Origin of the sequence: Pseudomonas sputi (assembly GCF_021603585.1) — a bacterium.
GTDB lineage: Bacteria > Pseudomonadota > Gammaproteobacteria > Pseudomonadales > Pseudomonadaceae > Aquipseudomonas > Aquipseudomonas sputi.
The window spans coordinates 1-16039 of record NZ_BQHI01000012.1 but is presented as its reverse complement, the minus strand read 5'-3'; the positions used below and the strand labels follow the sequence as shown (position 1 = coordinate 16039).

Genomic DNA, 16039 nt, shown 5'->3' with positions numbered 1-16039 from the left:
CGGCGGTTATGCCGAGGGATGCACGGCGGCAATCATGTCGACTTCGATGGCCGCGTTTTTCGGCAACTGATAGACGCCGACAGTGGTGCGGGTGTGACGCCCGACATCGCCCAATACATAACTGAATACATCCGACGCGCCGTTGGCGACTTCGCTGAGGTCAACGAAATCCGGCGTGGACTTCACGTACACCGTGACCCGCAACAACGACCTGACCTTGTCCAGCGAGCCGACCGCATCGACGATAAAGGCCAGACAGCGCATCGCGCTGATACTCGCCGCGGCCTGCGCATCCTTGAGCGTCAGCTCCTGCCCCACCCGCCCCGGATACTGAATCTTGCCTTCGGTGCGCGGCACCATGCCGCTGATGTAGATCTCATCGTGATGACGGATCAACGGCGCGTAATTGCCGCCCACCGTGTTTTCGCCATTGATGTCGTAATTCAGCTCTTTTGCCAGGGCAATGAAGCGCTCGTCGCAGGTCATCCTCTCAGTCATTTCGCCCAGCCTCTTGATCGATGCATGTAGTTGGATCCGAATCTAGGGCTTTTGCCAATCGACCGCAACCTGTCGATTTCTAGCTAGTCGTTTCGGGGGAATGGCTGAATACCGTACCCTTTTGGGAAAGCGTCTGTTCGCGACAAAGGACGTCGTTTCTCCATCATACGAGCAACAAAAAACCCCGCTCATCTCTCGATGAACGGGGTTTTTCGTACAACGTTCGAACCTTACGGCGCGTACGTCAGCAGCAACTCGGTCGGCACCTTGAAGTCCAGGGACATCATGACGCTCAGCGCGGTGATGGTGAAGATCGAGAACACGAACAGCTTGCGTGCCCAGACTGTGTCATCCACCGCCTTGTAGCCGGTCCAGGCCATGTACAGCCAGTACATGCCCATGGCCGCGGCGACGGCGAGGTAGCTCATGCCGGCGTAACCGCTGAAGGTCAGCATCAAGGTCGCCACGAGGAAGGCCAGGATGTAGAACAGGATGTGCTTCTTGGCCACCTGGATCCCGCGCTTCACTGGCAGCACCGGAATCGATGCGGCCAAGTAATCGTTGAAGCGGAAGATCGCGATGGCGTAGGAATGCGGCATCTGCCACAGGCTGAACATCACCAGCAGGGTCAGCGCGGCCATGTCGAAGCTGTTGGTCACGGCCACGTAACCGATCACCGGCGGCATGGCGCCCGACAGACTGCCCACCAGCGTGCCGTGAACCGACTTGCGCTTGAGGTACAGGCTGTAGAAGCCGACGTAGATGATGAAGCCGATCACGGCGAACAACGCAGCCAACGGGTTGGCCACCTTGTACAGCAATGCAACGCCGGCGACACCCAAGACGGTCGCATAGACCAGGGCCAGTTTCAGGGAGATCAAGCCCTGGACCAGCACCCGGTTCTTGGTGCGTTCCATCTTCAGGTCGATGTCGCGGTCGATGCAGTTGTTGAACACGCAACCGGAGGCCACGACCAGGGAAGTGCCGATCATGGCTGCCAGAAACACGGCCAGATCGACATGCCCTTTCGAGGCCAGGAAGAACCCGCCTGCCACAGAAAGCACGTTACCGAAAATGATCCCCGGTTTGGTGATTTGGATAAAGTGCTTGAGCGACATCGGGTTTACCTCACTTCGCCATCATGTAGGTGTGGATGCTGAACATGATCCACAGCGACAGACCGACCAGCAGCACGATCACGATGGCCGTAAAGACGAACGCAATCACGTTGTTACGTTGAGCGATGGAACGGTCCAGGTGCAGGAAGTAATACAGGTGAACGATCACCTGGATCACGGCGAACAACAGGACGATTGCCAGCGTCGTCGACTTCGGCAGGGTTGGGTACATCACCAGGCCGAACGGGATGACGGTCAGGATTACCGACAGGATGAAGCCGATGGCGTACGACTTAACGCTGCCGTGGCCAGCATCATGGCTGTCATGGGAGTGTGCATTAGCCATTACAGGGTCCCCATCAGGTAAACAACGGTGAATACGCAGATCCACACCACGTCCAGGAAGTGCCAGAACAGGCTCAGGCAGCTCAGACGGGTCTTGTTGGTCGCCGTCAGGCCGTGCTTGTTGACCTGGTACATCATGATGCCCATCCAGATCAGACCGGCGGACACGTGCAGGCCGTGGGTACCGACCAGCGTGAAGAACGCCGACAGGAAGCCCGAACGGCTAGGACCGAAGCCCTCGGAGATCAGCAGGTGGAACTCGTTGATCTCCATGGCGATGAAGCCTGCGCCGAGCAGGAAGGTCATGAACAACCAGCCCAGAACCTGCTGTTTCTTACCTTTGTACAGCGCCAGCATGGCGAAGCCGTAGGTGATCGAACTGAACAGCAGCAGAGCGGTTTCGCCCAGCACGTATGGCAGTTCGAAGATGTCGTGGCCCGACGGGCCACCGGCGACGTTGTTTACCAGTACCGCGTACACCGCGAAGATCGACGCAAACAGAATGCAGTCGGTCATCAGGTAGAGCCAGAAACCGTATACGGTCATCTCGCCCGAGTCGTGGTGATGGTCATCGTGCCCATGGTCATGACCATGGGCGTGTCCAGCATTGGTCACTAAGTTCGACATTGTTTAAGCCTGTTCCAACTTGGTTTCAACACGGGTTGCGGAAGCAGGGATCTTCCCGGCCGCTACCAGACGCTTGTGCTGCTCGGCTTCGATGCGCTCGATCACGTCGACCGGCACCATGTAGCCCTGATCGTCACGTGCTGCGTGGATCACGAAGTAGATGACAGTGCCGGCCAGGCTGGCGATCGCCAACCACCAGATGTGCCAGATCATCGCGAAACCGAACACAGTCAGCAGTGCGCCCATCACCACGCCAGTGGCGGTGTTGTTCGGCATGTGGATCGGTTCGTACTTGGCCGGAGCCTTGTACGCGGTACCGTTTTCCTTGGCCTCGGTGAACGGATCGATGCAGTCTGCCTTTGGCAGTACAGCGAAGTTGTAGAACGGAGGTGGCGACGAGGTCGACCATTCCAGGGTATGGGCATTCCACGGGTCACCGTGTTCGCACATGTTTTCCGGTTTCTTGCGGTCACGCACCGACACGTACAGCTGGATCAGCTGGCAGGCGATACCCACAGCGATCATCACCGCACCGAACATGGCAACGTACAGGTACGGTACCCACTCAGGGTTGGTGGTGGCGTTCAGACGACGGGTCATGCCCATGAAGCCCAGAGCGTAGAGCGGCATGAACGCGACGAAGAAGCCCGAGATCCAGAACCAGAACGCTGCTTTACCCCAGCCTTCGTGCAGCTTGAAGCCGAACGCTTTCGGGAAGTAGAAGCCGAAGCCTGCGATGTAGCCGAATACCGCGCCGCCGATGATCACGTTGTGGAAGTGCGCGATCACGAACAGGCTGTTGTGCAGCACGAAGTCAGCACCCGGGATGGCCAGCAGTACGCCGGTCATGCCGCCGATGGCGAAGGTCACCATGAAGCCCAGGGTCCACAGAACCTGGCTGGTGAAGCGCAGACGGCCCTGGTAGATGGTGAACAGCCAGTTAAACAGTTTCACACCCGTCGGGATGGAAATCAGCATCGTCGCCAGACCGAAGAAGGCGTTGACGCTGGCACCCGAACCCATGGTGAAGAAGTGGTGCAGCCAAACCATGAAGCCCAGTACCGAGATCGCGCCCGAGGCGTAGATCATCGAGTGGTGGCCGAACAGTTTCTTGCCGGTGAAGGCCGAGATGACTTCCGAGAAAATGCCGAACGCCGGCAGGATCAGGATGTAAACCTCAGGGTGGCCCCATGCCCAGAACAGGTTGACGTACATCATTGGATTGCCACCAAGTTCATTGGTGAAAATGTGGAAATCCATGTAACGGTCAAGGGTCAGCAGTGCCAGGGTAGCGGTCAGGATCGGGAACGAAGCCACGATCAGAACGTTTGCCCAGGTGCAGGTCCAGGTGAAGATCGGCATGTCCATCAGTTTCATGCCAGGGGTACGCATTTTCAGCACGGTCGCGAGGAAGTTAACCCCGGTTAACGTTGTACCCAGACCCGATAGCTGTAGCGCCCAGATGTAGTAGTCCATCCCCACGCCAGGGCTGTATTGCAGACCCGACAGCGGTGGATAGGCAACCCAGCCGGTCTTGGCGAATTCGCCGACGCCCAGGGACAGGTTGATCAGCACGACGCCGGATACCAGCAGCCAGAAGCTCAGGGAGTTCAGGAACGGGAACGCAACGTCACGCGCGCCGATCTGCAGCGGCACTGCAAGGTTCATCAGGCCGGTGAAGAATGGCATCGCCATGAAGATGATCATGATCACACCGTGAGCGGTGAAGATCTGGTCATAGTGTTCAGGTGGCAGGTAGCCAGGCGAACCTTCGGTGGCCATGGCCAACTGGGTCCGCATCATGATGGCGTCGGCAAAACCGCGCAGCAGCATGACCATGGCGACGATGATGTACATCACGCCGATTTTCTTGTGGTCGACCGACGTCAGCCACTCGGTCCACAGGTAAGTCCACTTCTTGAAGTAGGTGATTGCAGCGAACAACGCCAGACCACCAAGCGCGATCATCGAGATGGTGACCATCACGATCGGCTCGTGGAAAGGGATCGCTTCCCAACTTAATTTACCAAACATCGTTTACTCCTCTGCCCCGGCAGCTGAATGCGAATTCGAGTCCATATCCGTTGCCGCCACTTCTTTCTCTTTCTTCTCGTGCTTCAGCGGCTTGCCCGGTTTCATGCCTTCGTACTTGTCGACGATGGTCTGGAACAGGTTCGGCGTGACCGAGGAGTAGAGCTCGACTGGATTGTTCTGGCTTGGCTTGGCAAGGGCTGCGTATTCAGCGGCTTCAAGCTGTTTAGGTGCCTTTTTGACTTCACTTACCCAGGCGTCGAAATCTTCCTGAGAAGTTGCGATCGCTTTGAATTTCATACCGGTGAAACCAGCGCCGCTGTAGTTGGCGGAGATACCGTCCATTTCAGCGTTGCGGTCAGCGATCAGGTGCAGCTTGGTGGTCATGCCCGCCATCGCATAGATCTGGCCGCCCAGGCCCGGGATGAAGAACGAGTTCATCACCGCATCCGAAGTGATCCGGAAGTTAACTGGCGTGTGCGCCGGGAACACGATCTTGTTGACCGTGGCAATGCCTTGTTCCGGGTAGATGAACAGCCACTTCCAGTCCAGCGCGACCACTTCGATGGTCACCGGCTTGACGTCGGATTCGATCGGACGATACGGATCCAGCGAGTGGGTCGACTTGTAGGTGATGTAACCCAGGGCAATGATGATCAGGACCGGGATGGTCCAGACTGCCACTTCGATCTTGGTCGAGTGCGACCATTTCGGGGTGTAGACGGCGTTCTTGTTGGAGGCGCGGTACTTCCAGGCGAACAGGAAGGTCATGACGATGACCGGCACAACGACCAACAGCATCAGCAGCGTGGCGGTGATGATCAGGTTGCGCTGTTCCAGGCCGACCTGGCCCGTTGGATTGAGCAAGGTCATGTTGCAGCCTCCCAGCAACAACGTGCCGAGCAGCGGCACTAGGCCTAGTAATCTGGGGTACCTGTTTTTACTCATCTCACGACCTCTAAAGCAGCTTGCGCAATGCAGTTGGGTTTTGATCGCCAACACTTCACCCTGCCAAGGGTTGGCATTTTCTTTGGATTGAATAAGGGCCGCCCGTCGCGCGTCAGACGCTCGACAAAACCTGGGACAGCGTTCAGTTCTTATTCGAATTCGTGGTCAAAGGCCTTGTTACAGACCAATTCCATTTGGTGCGGAAAGTTGGAAGGCACCGACACCTGGGTGTCTCGCAAGCCTCTCGGCCGCTCGACACCCGACTTCCTGCTCGCCTCCTTAATAAAGGCTGAACAGTGCCGGGAATTCAGTGCGGGCGATTGTAGATAGGTAGCGCCCTATACACCATGTCTTATCCCGAAATAATTTTTATCGCTCAGAGCAACAATCCATCACTGTTTTTGCAAAAGTGACCCATGTTATCGAAATCGATTCTCAACAAAAACACCAAAAAATGTAAGTCTATCGGCCTCAGTTCAGACAGCTCCGAGAGCTTTTTCCCACGGCGCGATCCGCGCAAAGCCCGATATGCCAAGGCTTTTGGCCATCTACCAGAGTCTGTTAAAACTGCCTGATCCGGCACACCCGTGCAAAAACCAAAAAACGCTGAAACAGACCAATCCTTTTTTGTAACCGCACTCCAATCCGGGCCTGTGAAACGCGCTGCGACAGTGCGTGTGTGACAACATGTCGCACACCTGTCGCACCCTTCGTTGCTGTTCGTCACGGTGTTTTCACACAGACCCTGAAATGCAAAACGCCTCGATTTGCATCACCGCAAATCGAGGCGTTTGTTTTATCGGCGCAGGCGCCGAAAAGTTGATTCAGCGCAACGCTTTTCGGTTACGCGAGGTCAGCAGCGGCACCAGAATCACCACCAGCACGAAGGCCACCAGCGCCCATTGCGCCAGCGACAGGCCGAGGATCGGCGGGTACGGCGTCGAGCAGAAACCATCGACCTGAAAACCCAGCGGGAAGATCTTCGCCAGCGGCAGGTCATCGACGATCGGCTGCAACACATCGATGCCGCAACTCACCGCCGGATAGAACTGGGTGTACACATGATGCCCGGCGACACCGGCCCCGGCGATCGCACAAAGCACCACCAGCACCTCGAACACCGTGATGCTGCGCCGGGTGCGCATGGCCGCGCCGATGAACGCGAACAACGCGATCAGCAGCAACGCATAACGCTGCAGGATGCACAGCGGGCACGGCGCCTCGCCCAGCACGATCTGCATGTACAGCGCGCCACCGATCAGCGCCAGGCAGATGATGCCCAGCAACACCAGATAGCGCCGCTCACGCCCCAATCGAATCGTTTCCTCGCTCATCGCGTTTCCCTTTCATGTCCATGGTTCAGCTGGCCGGCGACTGCGCTTGCAGTTGCGCCATCAGGCTGATGTTGTCTTCGATATGCCAATTGGCCGCGATGCGACCGTTGTCGATCTGATAGATATCGGTTGCCCGGAAGTCTACACGCTGGCCCTGCCCTTTGAGAGCCTTGAAAGTGCCGGTGAAATGCCCGCGAAAGTGCAGATGCACCACCACGCGATCCCCGGCGACGATCATTTGTTCGATCTCGCAACTCAAGTCCGGCACCGCCGTGCGAAAGAACTTCGACGCCAGCAACGGCCCGGTCGGCCCCTGCACCCGGCCTTCCGGCGGAGTCTTGTCGACGAACTGCGGCGACAGGGCGGCGGTGGCCAGCGCCTCTTCACCAGAATTCCAGAAACTGCCGTAACGCCGCGCCGCCAGCTCCATCGCTTCACGTTGGGCCTTGGGCAGGCTCTGATCGACGATCAGGGTCTGCGGCTGGATCAACGCGGATTCGGCGAAAGCGAACGGACTGGACAGCAAGGCAAGCGACAGGCCCAACGTGGCCAGGCTGAAACGACGGGAAGAGGCGAAGTGCGACATGGGGACGATCCTGATCATGTAAACGAACGAGCGCCTATCATCAGCATCGGGGAATAAACGATAAACCGGTTAAGAAACGATTAACCTTTAAACACTTTTTAAGAATCGGGACCGCGTAACGGCCAATCGCTGGCAAGCCAGCTCCCACAAGGACCGCGTCGAACTCAAATCCTGTGGGAGCGGGCTTGCTCGCGAATGAGGGCGACCCGGTTCCGAATTATTCCAAAGCAGCAGCCGGCCCGAAGAACTCATACCGGCTCTGCTTCTCAGGCACACCCAGCGCCTTCAGATGACGCTTGATCGCCCCCATGAAACCTTTCGGCCCCAGGAAGTAAGCGTCCACATCACGCTCCGCCGGCAGCCACTCGCCCAGTTGCTCCTCGCTCAACAACCCGACCTTGTCCGACGCCGGGCTCACACCGTCATCTTCGGCGTAGCAATAGAAACGCTTGAGCTGCGGATGACGTGCGGCCAGTCCATCAATCCAGTCACGGAACGCGTGCACGCTGCCGTTGCGCGCACTGTGGATAAAGTACACCGGACGCTCGGTTTCCAGCGCCGCTTCCAGCATCGCCAAAGTCGGGGTGATGCCGACGCCGCCGCTGATCAGCACCAGCGGTTTGTCGCTGGCAGTCAGAGTGAATTCACCCGATGGCGGGAACAGCTGAATGCTCGCGCCGACGTGCAGTTGATCGTGCAGGAAATTGGAGGCGCGGCCGCCCGGTTCGCGTTTGACGCTGATGCGGTACTGACCTTTGTTGACCAGGGCCGACAGCGAGTAGTTACGACGGATTTCTTCGCCGTCGAGGATCAGCTTCATACCGATGTACTGACCCGGCTCCGCTGCGAGGATCGGGCCCTTGTCCGCCGGCTCGAAGTAGAACGAGGTGATTTCCGCGCTCTCCTCGACCTTGGCCGCCACGATGAACTCCCGCGCCCCACGCCAGCCGCCGACGGCTTGTTCTTTCTGGTCATAGATGGCGGTTTCGGCGCCGATCAGAATATCGGCCAACTGACCGTAGGCCGCGCCCCAGGCACTCATCACTTGCGGGGTGGCGATTTCATCGCCGAGCACTTCGGAGATGGCGCGCAGCAGACAGGTGCCGACGATCGGGTAGTGTTCCGGCAGGATCTGCAGCGCCACGTGCTTGTTGATGATCTTGGCCACCAGATCGCCCAACTGGTCGAGTTGATCGATGTGGCGGGCGTACATCAACACGCCGTTGGCCAAGGCGCGGGGCTGATCACCGCTGGCCTGGTGAGCCTGATTGAACAGCGGGCGGACTTCCGGATACTCGGAGAGCATCATCCGGTAGAAATGAGTGATCAGCGCTTCACCACCGCTTTCCAGCAGAGGCACGGTGGACTTGATGATGGCACGATCCTGGACGCTAAGCATAAGAGTGACTCCTGAGCTTTCTCTAAAAGTGCCTTGTCCAGTCCAGTAATCGTGCCAACTATTTTTTCTATATAAATCAATAGCTTGAAATTTATGTGGTCAGATTGACACAAGCCACTCTATAGTCGCTTCGACTACAACATGTCTCTTTGACTACAAGCCTATGTCTGCCAAATCATTGCTCACCGCCCTGCTCCCACTGGTTTCCGACCTGTCCCGCGAACTGCCCGAAGGCGAGCGCTACCGGCGCCTGCTCGAAGCGATGCGCGCCCTGCTGCCCTGCGATGCCGCCGCACTGTTGCGCCTCGACGGTGAATGGCTGGTGCCGCTGGCCGTGGACGGTTTGAGCACCGACACCCTGGGCCGCCGCTTCAAGGTCAGCGAACACCCGCGCTTTGAAGTGCTGCTGGCCGGCGGAGGGCCGACCCGTTTCGCCGCCGACAGCGATTTGCCCGACCCTTATGACGGACTGGTCGACGGCCTCGACGATCACCTCGAAGTGCACGATTGCCTCGGCTGCCCATTGTTCGTCGATGAAAAGCTTTGGGGTCTGATTACGCTCGACGCCCTCGATCCCGAGCGCTTCGAACCGATCGAACTCGACGCCCTGCAAGCCTTCGCCAGCCTCGCCTCGGCCACGGTCAATGCGGCCGAGCGCATCGAACGTCTGGCGATTCGCGCCGAAGACGAACATCAGCGCGCCGAGGTCTATCGCCAGGCCAGCGGCCAGCAGAACCGCGAAATGATCGGCCAGAGCAAGGCCCATAAACGGCTGGTAGAAGAAATCAATCTGGTCGGCGGCAGCGACCTGACCGTGCTGATCACCGGCGAAACCGGGGTCGGCAAGGAGCTGGTGGCCCAGGCAATCCACGCCGCCTCCAAGCGCGCCGACAAACCGATCATCAGCCTCAACTGCGCAGCCCTGCCGGATACCTTGGTGGAAAGCGAACTGTTCGGCCACGTGCGCGGCGCCTTCACCGGCGCTACCAGTGATCGACGCGGCAAGTTCGAACTGGCCAATGGCGGCACGCTGTTTCTCGATGAAGTCGGCGAGTTGTCGCTGACCGTCCAGGCCAAGCTGTTGCGGGTGTTGCAGAGCGGCCAGTTGCAGCGCCTGGGTTCGGACAAGGAGCATCAGGTCGACGTGCGCCTGATCGCCGCGACCAACCGCGACCTGGCCGAAGAGGTGCGCAGCGGCCGCTACCGCGCCGACTTCTACCATCGCCTCAGCGTCTACCCGTTGCGGGTGCCGGCGCTGCGTGACCGGGGTCGCGATGTGTTGTTGCTCAGCGGCTATTTTCTGGAACAGAACCGCTCGCGCATGGGCCTCAACAGCCTGCGCCTGAACAACGACGCCCAGCAAGCGCTGCTCGCTTACACCTGGCCGGGCAACGTGCGGGAGCTGGAACACTTGATCGGACGCAGCGCACTGAAGGCGTTGGGCAACTGCAAGGTGCGGCCGAAGATACTCAGCCTGAGCGCGATGGATCTCCACCTGCCGCGCGAGGTTGTGGATAACTCACCGACGCCGTCCGAAGCAGCCGCCACTCAGCCATTGGTCAGCGGCGACCTGCGCACCGCCACCGAGCAGTATCAGCGGCAATTGATCAGCGCAGCACTTGAGCGCAATCAGGACAACTGGGCCAGCGCCGCCCGCGAATTGGGGCTGGACCGGGCGAATCTGGGGCGGATGGCGAAGCGGTTGGGGATGAAATAAAAGTCCCGCCGTCGGATTGGCGCCGGAATCCCTAAAGCCTGCCGGTTACAAGTCGATAACCCGGCATCGATACCTGCTGGCGATCCGTGCGATCGCCGCTCACCTTTTTCCACAGAAGGTTTTTATGTCTTCCAACAAAGCCCGCGCAGATTCACTTTCGCTTCTGCTGTTTACCTTGCGCAGCGGCAAGCTGATGGCGATCAACCTGCTGAAGGTCAGTGAAATCATCCCCTGCCCGCCACTGACCAAGCTGCCGGAGTCGCACCCGCACGTCAAAGGCATTGCCACTCTGCGCGGTGCTTCGCTGTCGGTGATCGACCTGAGCCGCGCCATCGGCGAGCGGCCGCTGGAAGACCCGAACGGCGGCTGCCTGATCGTCACCGACGTCAGCCGTTCGAAACAGGGCCTGCATGTGCAGGCGGTGAGCAAGATCGTGCATTGCCTGACCACCGACATCAAACCGCCGCCATTCGGTTCCGGCGGTTCGCGCGCCTACATCACCGGCGTGACCTCGGTGGACGGCACGCTGGTGCAGGTGCTGGACATCGAAAAAGTCATCCACAGCATCGCCCCGGCGCAAATCGAAATGGCCCCGACCGACCTGACCATGGAAGACGCCGAAGTGCTCGGCAATGCGCGCATTCTGGTGGTCGATGACAGCCAGGTGGCATTGCAACAATCGGTGCACACCCTGCGCAACCTCGGCCTGCAATGCCACACCGCGCGCAGTGCCAAGGAAGCCATCGACTGCCTGCTGGACCTGCAAGGCACGGCGCAGCAGATCAACCTGATCGTCTCCGACATCGAAATGTCCGAGATGGACGGCTACGCCTTCACCCGCACCCTGCGCGAAACCCCGGACTTCGCCCACCTCTACGTGCTGCTGCACACCTCGCTGGACAGCGCGATGAACAGCGAAAAGGCCCGCCTTGCCGGGGCCAACGGCGTGCTGACCAAGTTCTCCTCGCCGGAGCTGACCCACTGCCTGATCGAAGCGGCCAAACACGTCGCCGCGCAGGGCCACTGAGTCTTGAGCGAGACGTTCTGTTTGCTGATGCGGCGCGACCTGAGCCAGGACGTGCCGGCCATCGAATGGCCGAACGGCATCGAACTCACCACCTACAGCGCCGAACGCGCATCCGTCGTGCATGAATTGATGCAAACCGGTTACCGCGAAGGCGGCGGCCGGGTGCCGGCGCTGGACGTGTGGCAAAAGCAGTTTGAAAACGACCCGGAATACGATCCGACACTGTGTTTCATCGCCAGCGATGCCAAAAACGTCATTGGCGTGGCGCAATGCTGGACCAGTGCCTACATCAAGAATCTGGTGGTGCATCCTCGCGCTCAGGGTCGTGGATTGGGTCGGGCGTTGCTGCTTCATGCGTTCAAGGCGTTTCAGGATCGACGTGAAGGGTTTGTCGACCTGAAGGTGCTGGAAGACAACCGGCGAGCGCAGCACCTGTACGAAAGGTCTGGAATGTATGTGGTTCGCCGGGAATGGGTGCCGGACTGACAAACTAAAATCCTGCGGCATACTCCAACCTTGGCGATCAACCCTCCAAGGATGCCCGAACCATGAAACGCCTCGCCCTCTCCGTATTTTGCCTCATCGCCCCGTTGGCTCATGCCTCCAGCCCCGACGCCTGGGCGGCCTACGACAAAACCGTGCTCGCCAGTTGCACCAAGGCCAGCGGCCTGAAAAATGTCAAACCGGTCGGCAACGCCGCGCAATTCGATGACCGCGTCGGCTACACCGCGCTGTTGCTGCAAGGCCAGTACCCACAAAAACACATGAAGGGCCAGCAAGGCACCGAGCTGTGCCTGTTCAACAAAAAGTCGAAAACCGCGTTCGTCACCGAATGGGACTCGATCCGCCCCACTGCCAACCCCTGAGCGAATGGCGCACAACTTGCTTCACTCCGGGCCTGTACGGCGGCTTTATGTCGCCGATTCACACCCTGATTGAAGATTGCCCGCTCAATGAATACGACCTTTTCCTGCGTAGGCTGCGGCAAATGCTGCACCGATCACCATGTGCCCCTGACCCTGGCCGAAGCCCGCATGTGGGCGGCTGACGGCGGTCAGGTGATCGTGCTGGTGGAGGCGTTTCTCGCCAACGGCCTGGGCCTGCCAGAACAGCAGCGCGAGCATGCACAACGCCGTTCGGCGGCGGTGCGCAGCGGAATGTCCGAGGCTCATGTCGCGATCACGTTCGCCGCCTACAACGTCGGTCCCTGCCGGAATCTTGACGACGACAAGCTGTGCCGCATCTACGAGCGCCGGCCGCTGGTATGTCGCATCTATCCCGCCGAAATCAATCCGCACATTGCGCTGAACCCCGCCGCCAAGGACTGTCCGCCAGAGTCCTGGGAGCAAGGGCCGCAGTTGATCGTCGGCGGTGAGCTGGTGGATCAGGAACTGGTGACGCTGATTCAGCGCTCCCGTCAGGCCGATCGGGATGACATCCAGACCAAGGACGCGATTTGCGGCTTGCTCGGCATCCGCACCACCGCGCTCAAGGGCGACGGTTTTACCGCGTACCTGCCGGACATGAGCGCGTTCGCCTCGGTGATCGATCAGGTCACGGCGCAACCCTTGAGCGAAGTTTCCAGTGAATGGCTGTTCCATGTCTCCGGCGAAGACATTGCCGGGCAAGTGCGGGCAGCCGGGGCACAGGTGGTGTCCGAGCCGCCGCAGACCTACGCGTTCATTTCACTGCGGGCAGCCTAGACGCCCTGCCGCCGCCCCCAGAACTCCCGCGCCAGCGAACGCAAATCCCCCGCCAGCCCCGCCACATCCTGTGAGTTGAGCTGGCTCTGGCGCCCTTCATCCACCGTGAGCTCACACGCCGTGCGGATACTGACGATGTTGCGGTTGATGTCCTCGCTCACCGCGCTTTGCTCTTCGACCGCTGCCGCAATCTGCAGGCTCATCTCGGTGATCTGCTCGACCCGCCCGCTGATCCCGTCCAGGGCCCGGGCCGCACGCTGGGCCTGTTCGACGCTGTTATCCACATGCTCGCTGCTCTGCTGCATCACCAGCACCGCATCCCGCGCACCGTTCTGCAGGGTGCTGATCATCCGTTGAATCTCGTTGGTCGACTGCTGAGTGCGTTGGGCCAGACCCCGCACCTCATCGGCCACCACTGCAAACCCGCGCCCGGCGTCCCCGGCCCGGGCCGCTTCGATCGCGGCGTTGAGCGCCAACAGATTGGTCTGCTCGGCGATACTGCGAATCACCTCCAGCACCCCGGAAATCTCGCTGCTGTGGCCTTCGAGCTGATGAATCACCTCGGTGGCCCGGCCCAACTCCTCTGCCAGTCGCAACACCGCACTGCGACTCTCACCCACCAGCAGATGACCTTCACGGGTTTCCGTCCCCGCCATATCCGCCGCCACCGACGCCTGCTGCGCATGGCTGGCGACCTCGGCCACACTGGCCGCCATCTGATGAATCGCCGCCGCCACCTGATCGGTTTCCGCCTGCTGAGCGAGCGTGCTGGTGTGACTGCTGTGCAGGTGATCCACCAATTGCGCCGCATGCCCGGCCAGCCGTTGCGAGGCATCACCGATCCGCCCCACCACCGCACCGACCTGAGCTTCGAGCATCTGCAAGGCAAACTCGATCTGCCCGAACTGATCCCGTCGCCCGGTATAAATACCCTGACTCAACGGGTTGTCGGCGATCACCCGCGCCCGTTCGGTCAGACGTTTCAGCGGCCGCAATAACCAATCCACGCCCAAGGCACAGACCCCGATACCGGCTACCAGCGCAGCGGCTTCGATGCCCATGGACTCCGGCCGCAGCCAGGCTTCAATCCCCAGCACCAGCGCCAGCACCGAACTGGTCAATGCCATGATCTTCGCCCGTAAACTCAGCACCGGCAGCCGCTGCCATCGCGACACCCGCCCCTCGCGCAACTGCGCATACGCCCGCTCCGCCGCCGCAATCTGTCGCGCATCCGGCCGCGTGCGCACCGACTGATACTCCACCGCCGCACCGTTCTGCGTGACCGGCGTGACATAGGCACTGACCCAGTAATGATCACCGTTCTTGCAACGATTCTTCACCAGCCCCATCCACGACCGACCGCCCTTGAGCGTCTGCCACATATGGGCAAAGGCCTGCGCGGGCATGTCCGGATGACGCAGCAAATTGTGCGGCGCGCCCAGCAGTTCGTCGCGGCTGTAACCGCTGATCTTGATGAAGTCGTCGTTGGCGTAGGTGATGGCGCTGGTCAGATCGGTGGTCGAGAGAATGTTCGCATCCGGCGCAACATCGACATTGCGCCCGGTCACCGGGAGATTGATCTTCATGGAAAGCGCGCTCGTTTTATTGGAAAGAGTCGGCAGGGCTGCTGACTCTAAGCGCACTTACTGGTTAAACGTTGATCTGGCTCAGGAACTGAGCAATTAGCCATCACTGTGACCGAAAATCACAGCGACGGCCGAGGCGGGAATGAATCAGCGCTTGCCCATCGAACGGCGCGTGCCCGACGGCGCCACACCCGGAATCTTGGCGTGACGATCACCGTCCTTGCCCTTGAACTGCGGCTGCTTCGCCGCTTTGGCAGCCGCCAGCTCACCTGGCTTGAACGGAAACTTGAACGCAGGAATGGTCGGCTTGGTTTCGCCGGCCTCGGCCAGCTCTGCCGGGACATCGCTCACAGCGTTGTCGATTGGGGAAGTCATGAAAGCTCCGCGAAGCAAAAAGTCCGGCCCGGTGGACGAGCCGCGAAAGCGCGCAGTATACCTGCGTGAGCGGAGTTTAAAGAGTCCCCAAAAGAGTACGACCGGTGGCTTTTACGAACGGGTCGACTAACGGATCAGTTACCCCAACCAACCCAAAAGCACTGCAACAACAAACGGTACACCCAACACATTTCCAAACATCCGAAAATGGAACGCGGAGCGTCCCTGGCTGCATTCCCACGCGGAGCGTGGGAACGATCAAAACAAAAGCAGTCCGTTTTCTGCTTCTGTCTTCAGCTCTCCGCTCTTCACCACTCAAAACGATGAGCGTTAGCTCGAGTACCGCTCTTGACGTGCCGGCCCCATCGGAAGGCTGAGTGGAGGGATTTATCCGGGGGTGGGAGCGCAGCGACCGTTTGGCGAAGCCAAACACATCGAGAGGAGGTGCAGCGAAGCAAACCGTAGGCGATGCCCCCGGATGAATCCCGGAGCGAAGGAACGCCGAGCCACAGCGAGGCGCCGAACGCAGGGGCCAAGCCCTTTGGTTACTTTGGGGCGTTTGCCAAAGTGACCCGCCGTAAGGGCGAAACCGCCAGCCGCAACGGGGGTGTCAGAAACTTTGTGTTCGGGCATAACATGAGTAAGAGGTGCATGTATGCCAACCAAAAAGAAACCCGCGTTGCGAGAGCTGCCAAAAATCCCGAAAGAGCTGCTTGAGCAATTCACAGATGGACCGATGACCGCT

At 59.6% G+C, this 16039-nt stretch carries 16 protein-coding genes and 1 pseudogene; 5 read left to right on the top strand and 12 right to left on the bottom strand.

Annotation, left to right across the window (positions count from 1 at the left end):
• Positions 1 to 6: 6 nt before the first annotated feature.
• The 9 genes from L6D81_RS17420 to hmpA form a co-directional block, all read right to left on the bottom strand.
• Positions 7 to 498, bottom strand: coding sequence for a RidA family protein (locus tag L6D81_RS17420; RefSeq protein WP_007956714.1), 492 nt, complete (start codon positions 496 to 498; stop codon positions 7 to 9).
• A 230-nt stretch (positions 499 to 728) separates the two neighbouring features.
• Positions 729 to 1616, bottom strand: a complete 888-nt coding sequence (cyoE, locus tag L6D81_RS17415; protein WP_039765651.1) for a heme o synthase — start codon at positions 1614 to 1616, stop codon at positions 729 to 731.
• A gap of 10 nt (positions 1617 to 1626) precedes the next feature.
• On the bottom strand, positions 1627 to 1962 hold the full coding sequence (gene cyoD / locus L6D81_RS17410) for a cytochrome o ubiquinol oxidase subunit IV (protein WP_011335842.1): 336 nt from the start codon (positions 1960 to 1962) through the stop codon (positions 1627 to 1629).
• Positions 1962 to 2588: a cytochrome o ubiquinol oxidase subunit III gene (locus L6D81_RS17405; protein ID WP_007956720.1), complete on the bottom strand. Its 627-nt coding sequence runs from the start codon at positions 2586 to 2588 to the stop codon at positions 1962 to 1964. The genes cyoD and L6D81_RS17405 overlap by 1 nt, the downstream gene beginning before the upstream one ends.
• A gap of 3 nt (positions 2589 to 2591) precedes the next feature.
• The gene (gene cyoB / locus L6D81_RS17400; RefSeq protein WP_064383941.1) at positions 2592 to 4622 is read right to left on the bottom strand and encodes a cytochrome o ubiquinol oxidase subunit I; all 2031 of its coding nucleotides are present in this window, start codon (positions 4620 to 4622) and stop codon (positions 2592 to 2594) included.
• Between the two features lie 3 nt (positions 4623 to 4625).
• Positions 4626 to 5567 carry a ubiquinol oxidase subunit II gene (cyoA, locus tag L6D81_RS17395; protein ID WP_011335843.1) on the bottom strand — a complete coding sequence of 314 codons (942 nt, stop codon included), beginning with the start codon at positions 5565 to 5567 and terminating at the stop codon, positions 4626 to 4628.
• Positions 5568 to 6391: 824 nt separating this feature from the next.
• Positions 6392 to 6901: a disulfide bond formation protein B gene (locus L6D81_RS17390; RefSeq protein ID WP_236181212.1), complete on the bottom strand. Its 510-nt coding sequence runs from the start codon at positions 6899 to 6901 to the stop codon at positions 6392 to 6394.
• Between the two features lie 25 nt (positions 6902 to 6926).
• Positions 6927 to 7487: an ester cyclase gene (locus tag L6D81_RS17385; protein WP_236181211.1), complete on the bottom strand. Its 561-nt coding sequence runs from the start codon at positions 7485 to 7487 to the stop codon at positions 6927 to 6929.
• A gap of 217 nt (positions 7488 to 7704) precedes the next feature.
• Complete coding sequence (hmpA, locus tag L6D81_RS17380) at positions 7705 to 8886, bottom strand: NO-inducible flavohemoprotein (RefSeq protein ID WP_236181210.1); 1182 nt, start codon at positions 8884 to 8886, stop codon at positions 7705 to 7707.
• A 163-nt stretch (positions 8887 to 9049) separates the two neighbouring features.
• Here hmpA and norR point away from each other — a divergent pair, with 163 nt between their 5' ends.
• The 5 genes from norR to L6D81_RS17355 all read left to right on the top strand — a co-directional run bounded on the left by norR (position 9050) and on the right by L6D81_RS17355 (position 13333).
• Positions 9050 to 10603, top strand: a complete 1554-nt coding sequence (norR, locus tag L6D81_RS17375) for a nitric oxide reductase transcriptional regulator NorR (RefSeq protein WP_236181209.1) — start codon at positions 9050 to 9052, stop codon at positions 10601 to 10603.
• Between the two features lie 124 nt (positions 10604 to 10727).
• A complete protein-coding gene (locus tag L6D81_RS17370; protein WP_236181208.1) occupies positions 10728 to 11630 on the top strand; it encodes a chemotaxis protein CheV in 903 nt (300 codons plus the stop codon).
• Positions 11631 to 11657: 27 nt separating this feature from the next.
• A complete protein-coding gene (locus L6D81_RS17365; protein WP_236181309.1) occupies positions 11658 to 12116 on the top strand; it encodes a GNAT family N-acetyltransferase in 459 nt (152 codons plus the stop codon).
• A gap of 62 nt (positions 12117 to 12178) precedes the next feature.
• Positions 12179 to 12496 (top strand): hypothetical protein, encoded by a 318-nt coding sequence (locus L6D81_RS17360; RefSeq protein WP_236181207.1) that lies wholly within the window; start codon positions 12179 to 12181, stop codon positions 12494 to 12496.
• Between the two features lie 87 nt (positions 12497 to 12583).
• Positions 12584 to 13333 (top strand): YkgJ family cysteine cluster protein, encoded by a 750-nt coding sequence (locus tag L6D81_RS17355; RefSeq protein ID WP_236181206.1) that lies wholly within the window; start codon positions 12584 to 12586, stop codon positions 13331 to 13333.
• On the opposite strand, the gene L6D81_RS17350 is transcribed toward L6D81_RS17355, so the two are convergent.
• The 3 genes and pseudogenes from L6D81_RS17350 to L6D81_RS17345 form a co-directional block, all read right to left on the bottom strand.
• A complete protein-coding gene (locus tag L6D81_RS17350) occupies positions 13330 to 14394 on the bottom strand; it encodes a methyl-accepting chemotaxis protein (protein ID WP_373874312.1) in 1065 nt (354 codons plus the stop codon). The genes L6D81_RS17355 and L6D81_RS17350 overlap by 4 nt on opposite strands.
• A 243-nt stretch (positions 14395 to 14637) precedes the next feature.
• A pseudogene (locus tag L6D81_RS29690) lies at positions 14638 to 14919 on the bottom strand (PAS domain-containing protein); the annotation flags it as partial.
• 147 nt (positions 14920 to 15066) lie between these two features.
• On the bottom strand, positions 15067 to 15294 hold the full coding sequence (locus L6D81_RS17345; RefSeq protein ID WP_115079144.1) for a hypothetical protein: 228 nt from the start codon (positions 15292 to 15294) through the stop codon (positions 15067 to 15069).
• Between the last annotated feature and the right edge of the window lie 745 nt (positions 15295 to 16039).

Bases quoted from the DNA above. Each gene is read 5' to 3' on its own strand.
- L6D81_RS17360 (WP_236181207.1), top strand. From the start codon at position 12,179: ATGAAACGCCTCGCCCTCTCCGTATTTTGCCTCATCGCCCCGTTGGCT.
- L6D81_RS17350 (WP_373874312.1), bottom strand. From the start codon at position 14,394: ATGGGCATCGAAGCCGCTGCGCTGGTAGCCGGTATCGGGGTCTGTGCC.
- L6D81_RS17390 (WP_236181212.1), bottom strand. From the start codon at position 6,901: ATGAGCGAGGAAACGATTCGATTGGGGCGTGAGCGGCGCTATCTGGTG.
- L6D81_RS17420 (WP_007956714.1), bottom strand. From the start codon at position 498: ATGACTGAGAGGATGACCTGCGACGAGCGCTTCATTGCCCTGGCAAAA.
- L6D81_RS17405 (WP_007956720.1), bottom strand. From the start codon at position 2,588: ATGTCGAACTTAGTGACCAATGCTGGACACGCCCATGGTCATGACCAT.
- cyoE (WP_039765651.1), bottom strand. From the start codon at position 1,616: ATGTCGCTCAAGCACTTTATCCAAATCACCAAACCGGGGATCATTTTC.
- cyoB (WP_064383941.1), bottom strand. From the start codon at position 4,622: ATGTTTGGTAAATTAAGTTGGGAAGCGATCCCTTTCCACGAGCCGATC.
- L6D81_RS17345 (WP_115079144.1), bottom strand. From the start codon at position 15,294: ATGACTTCCCCAATCGACAACGCTGTGAGCGATGTCCCGGCAGAGCTG.
- L6D81_RS17370 (WP_236181208.1), top strand. From the start codon at position 10,728: ATGTCTTCCAACAAAGCCCGCGCAGATTCACTTTCGCTTCTGCTGTTT.
- cyoD (WP_011335842.1), bottom strand. From the start codon at position 1,962: ATGGCTAATGCACACTCCCATGACAGCCATGATGCTGGCCACGGCAGC.
- L6D81_RS17365 (WP_236181309.1), top strand. From the start codon at position 11,658: ATGCGGCGCGACCTGAGCCAGGACGTGCCGGCCATCGAATGGCCGAAC.
- L6D81_RS17385 (WP_236181211.1), bottom strand. From the start codon at position 7,487: ATGTCGCACTTCGCCTCTTCCCGTCGTTTCAGCCTGGCCACGTTGGGC.
- cyoA (WP_011335843.1), bottom strand. From the start codon at position 5,567: ATGAGTAAAAACAGGTACCCCAGATTACTAGGCCTAGTGCCGCTGCTC.
- hmpA (WP_236181210.1), bottom strand. From the start codon at position 8,886: ATGCTTAGCGTCCAGGATCGTGCCATCATCAAGTCCACCGTGCCTCTG.
- L6D81_RS17355 (WP_236181206.1), top strand. From the start codon at position 12,584: ATGAATACGACCTTTTCCTGCGTAGGCTGCGGCAAATGCTGCACCGAT.
- norR (WP_236181209.1), top strand. From the start codon at position 9,050: ATGTCTGCCAAATCATTGCTCACCGCCCTGCTCCCACTGGTTTCCGAC.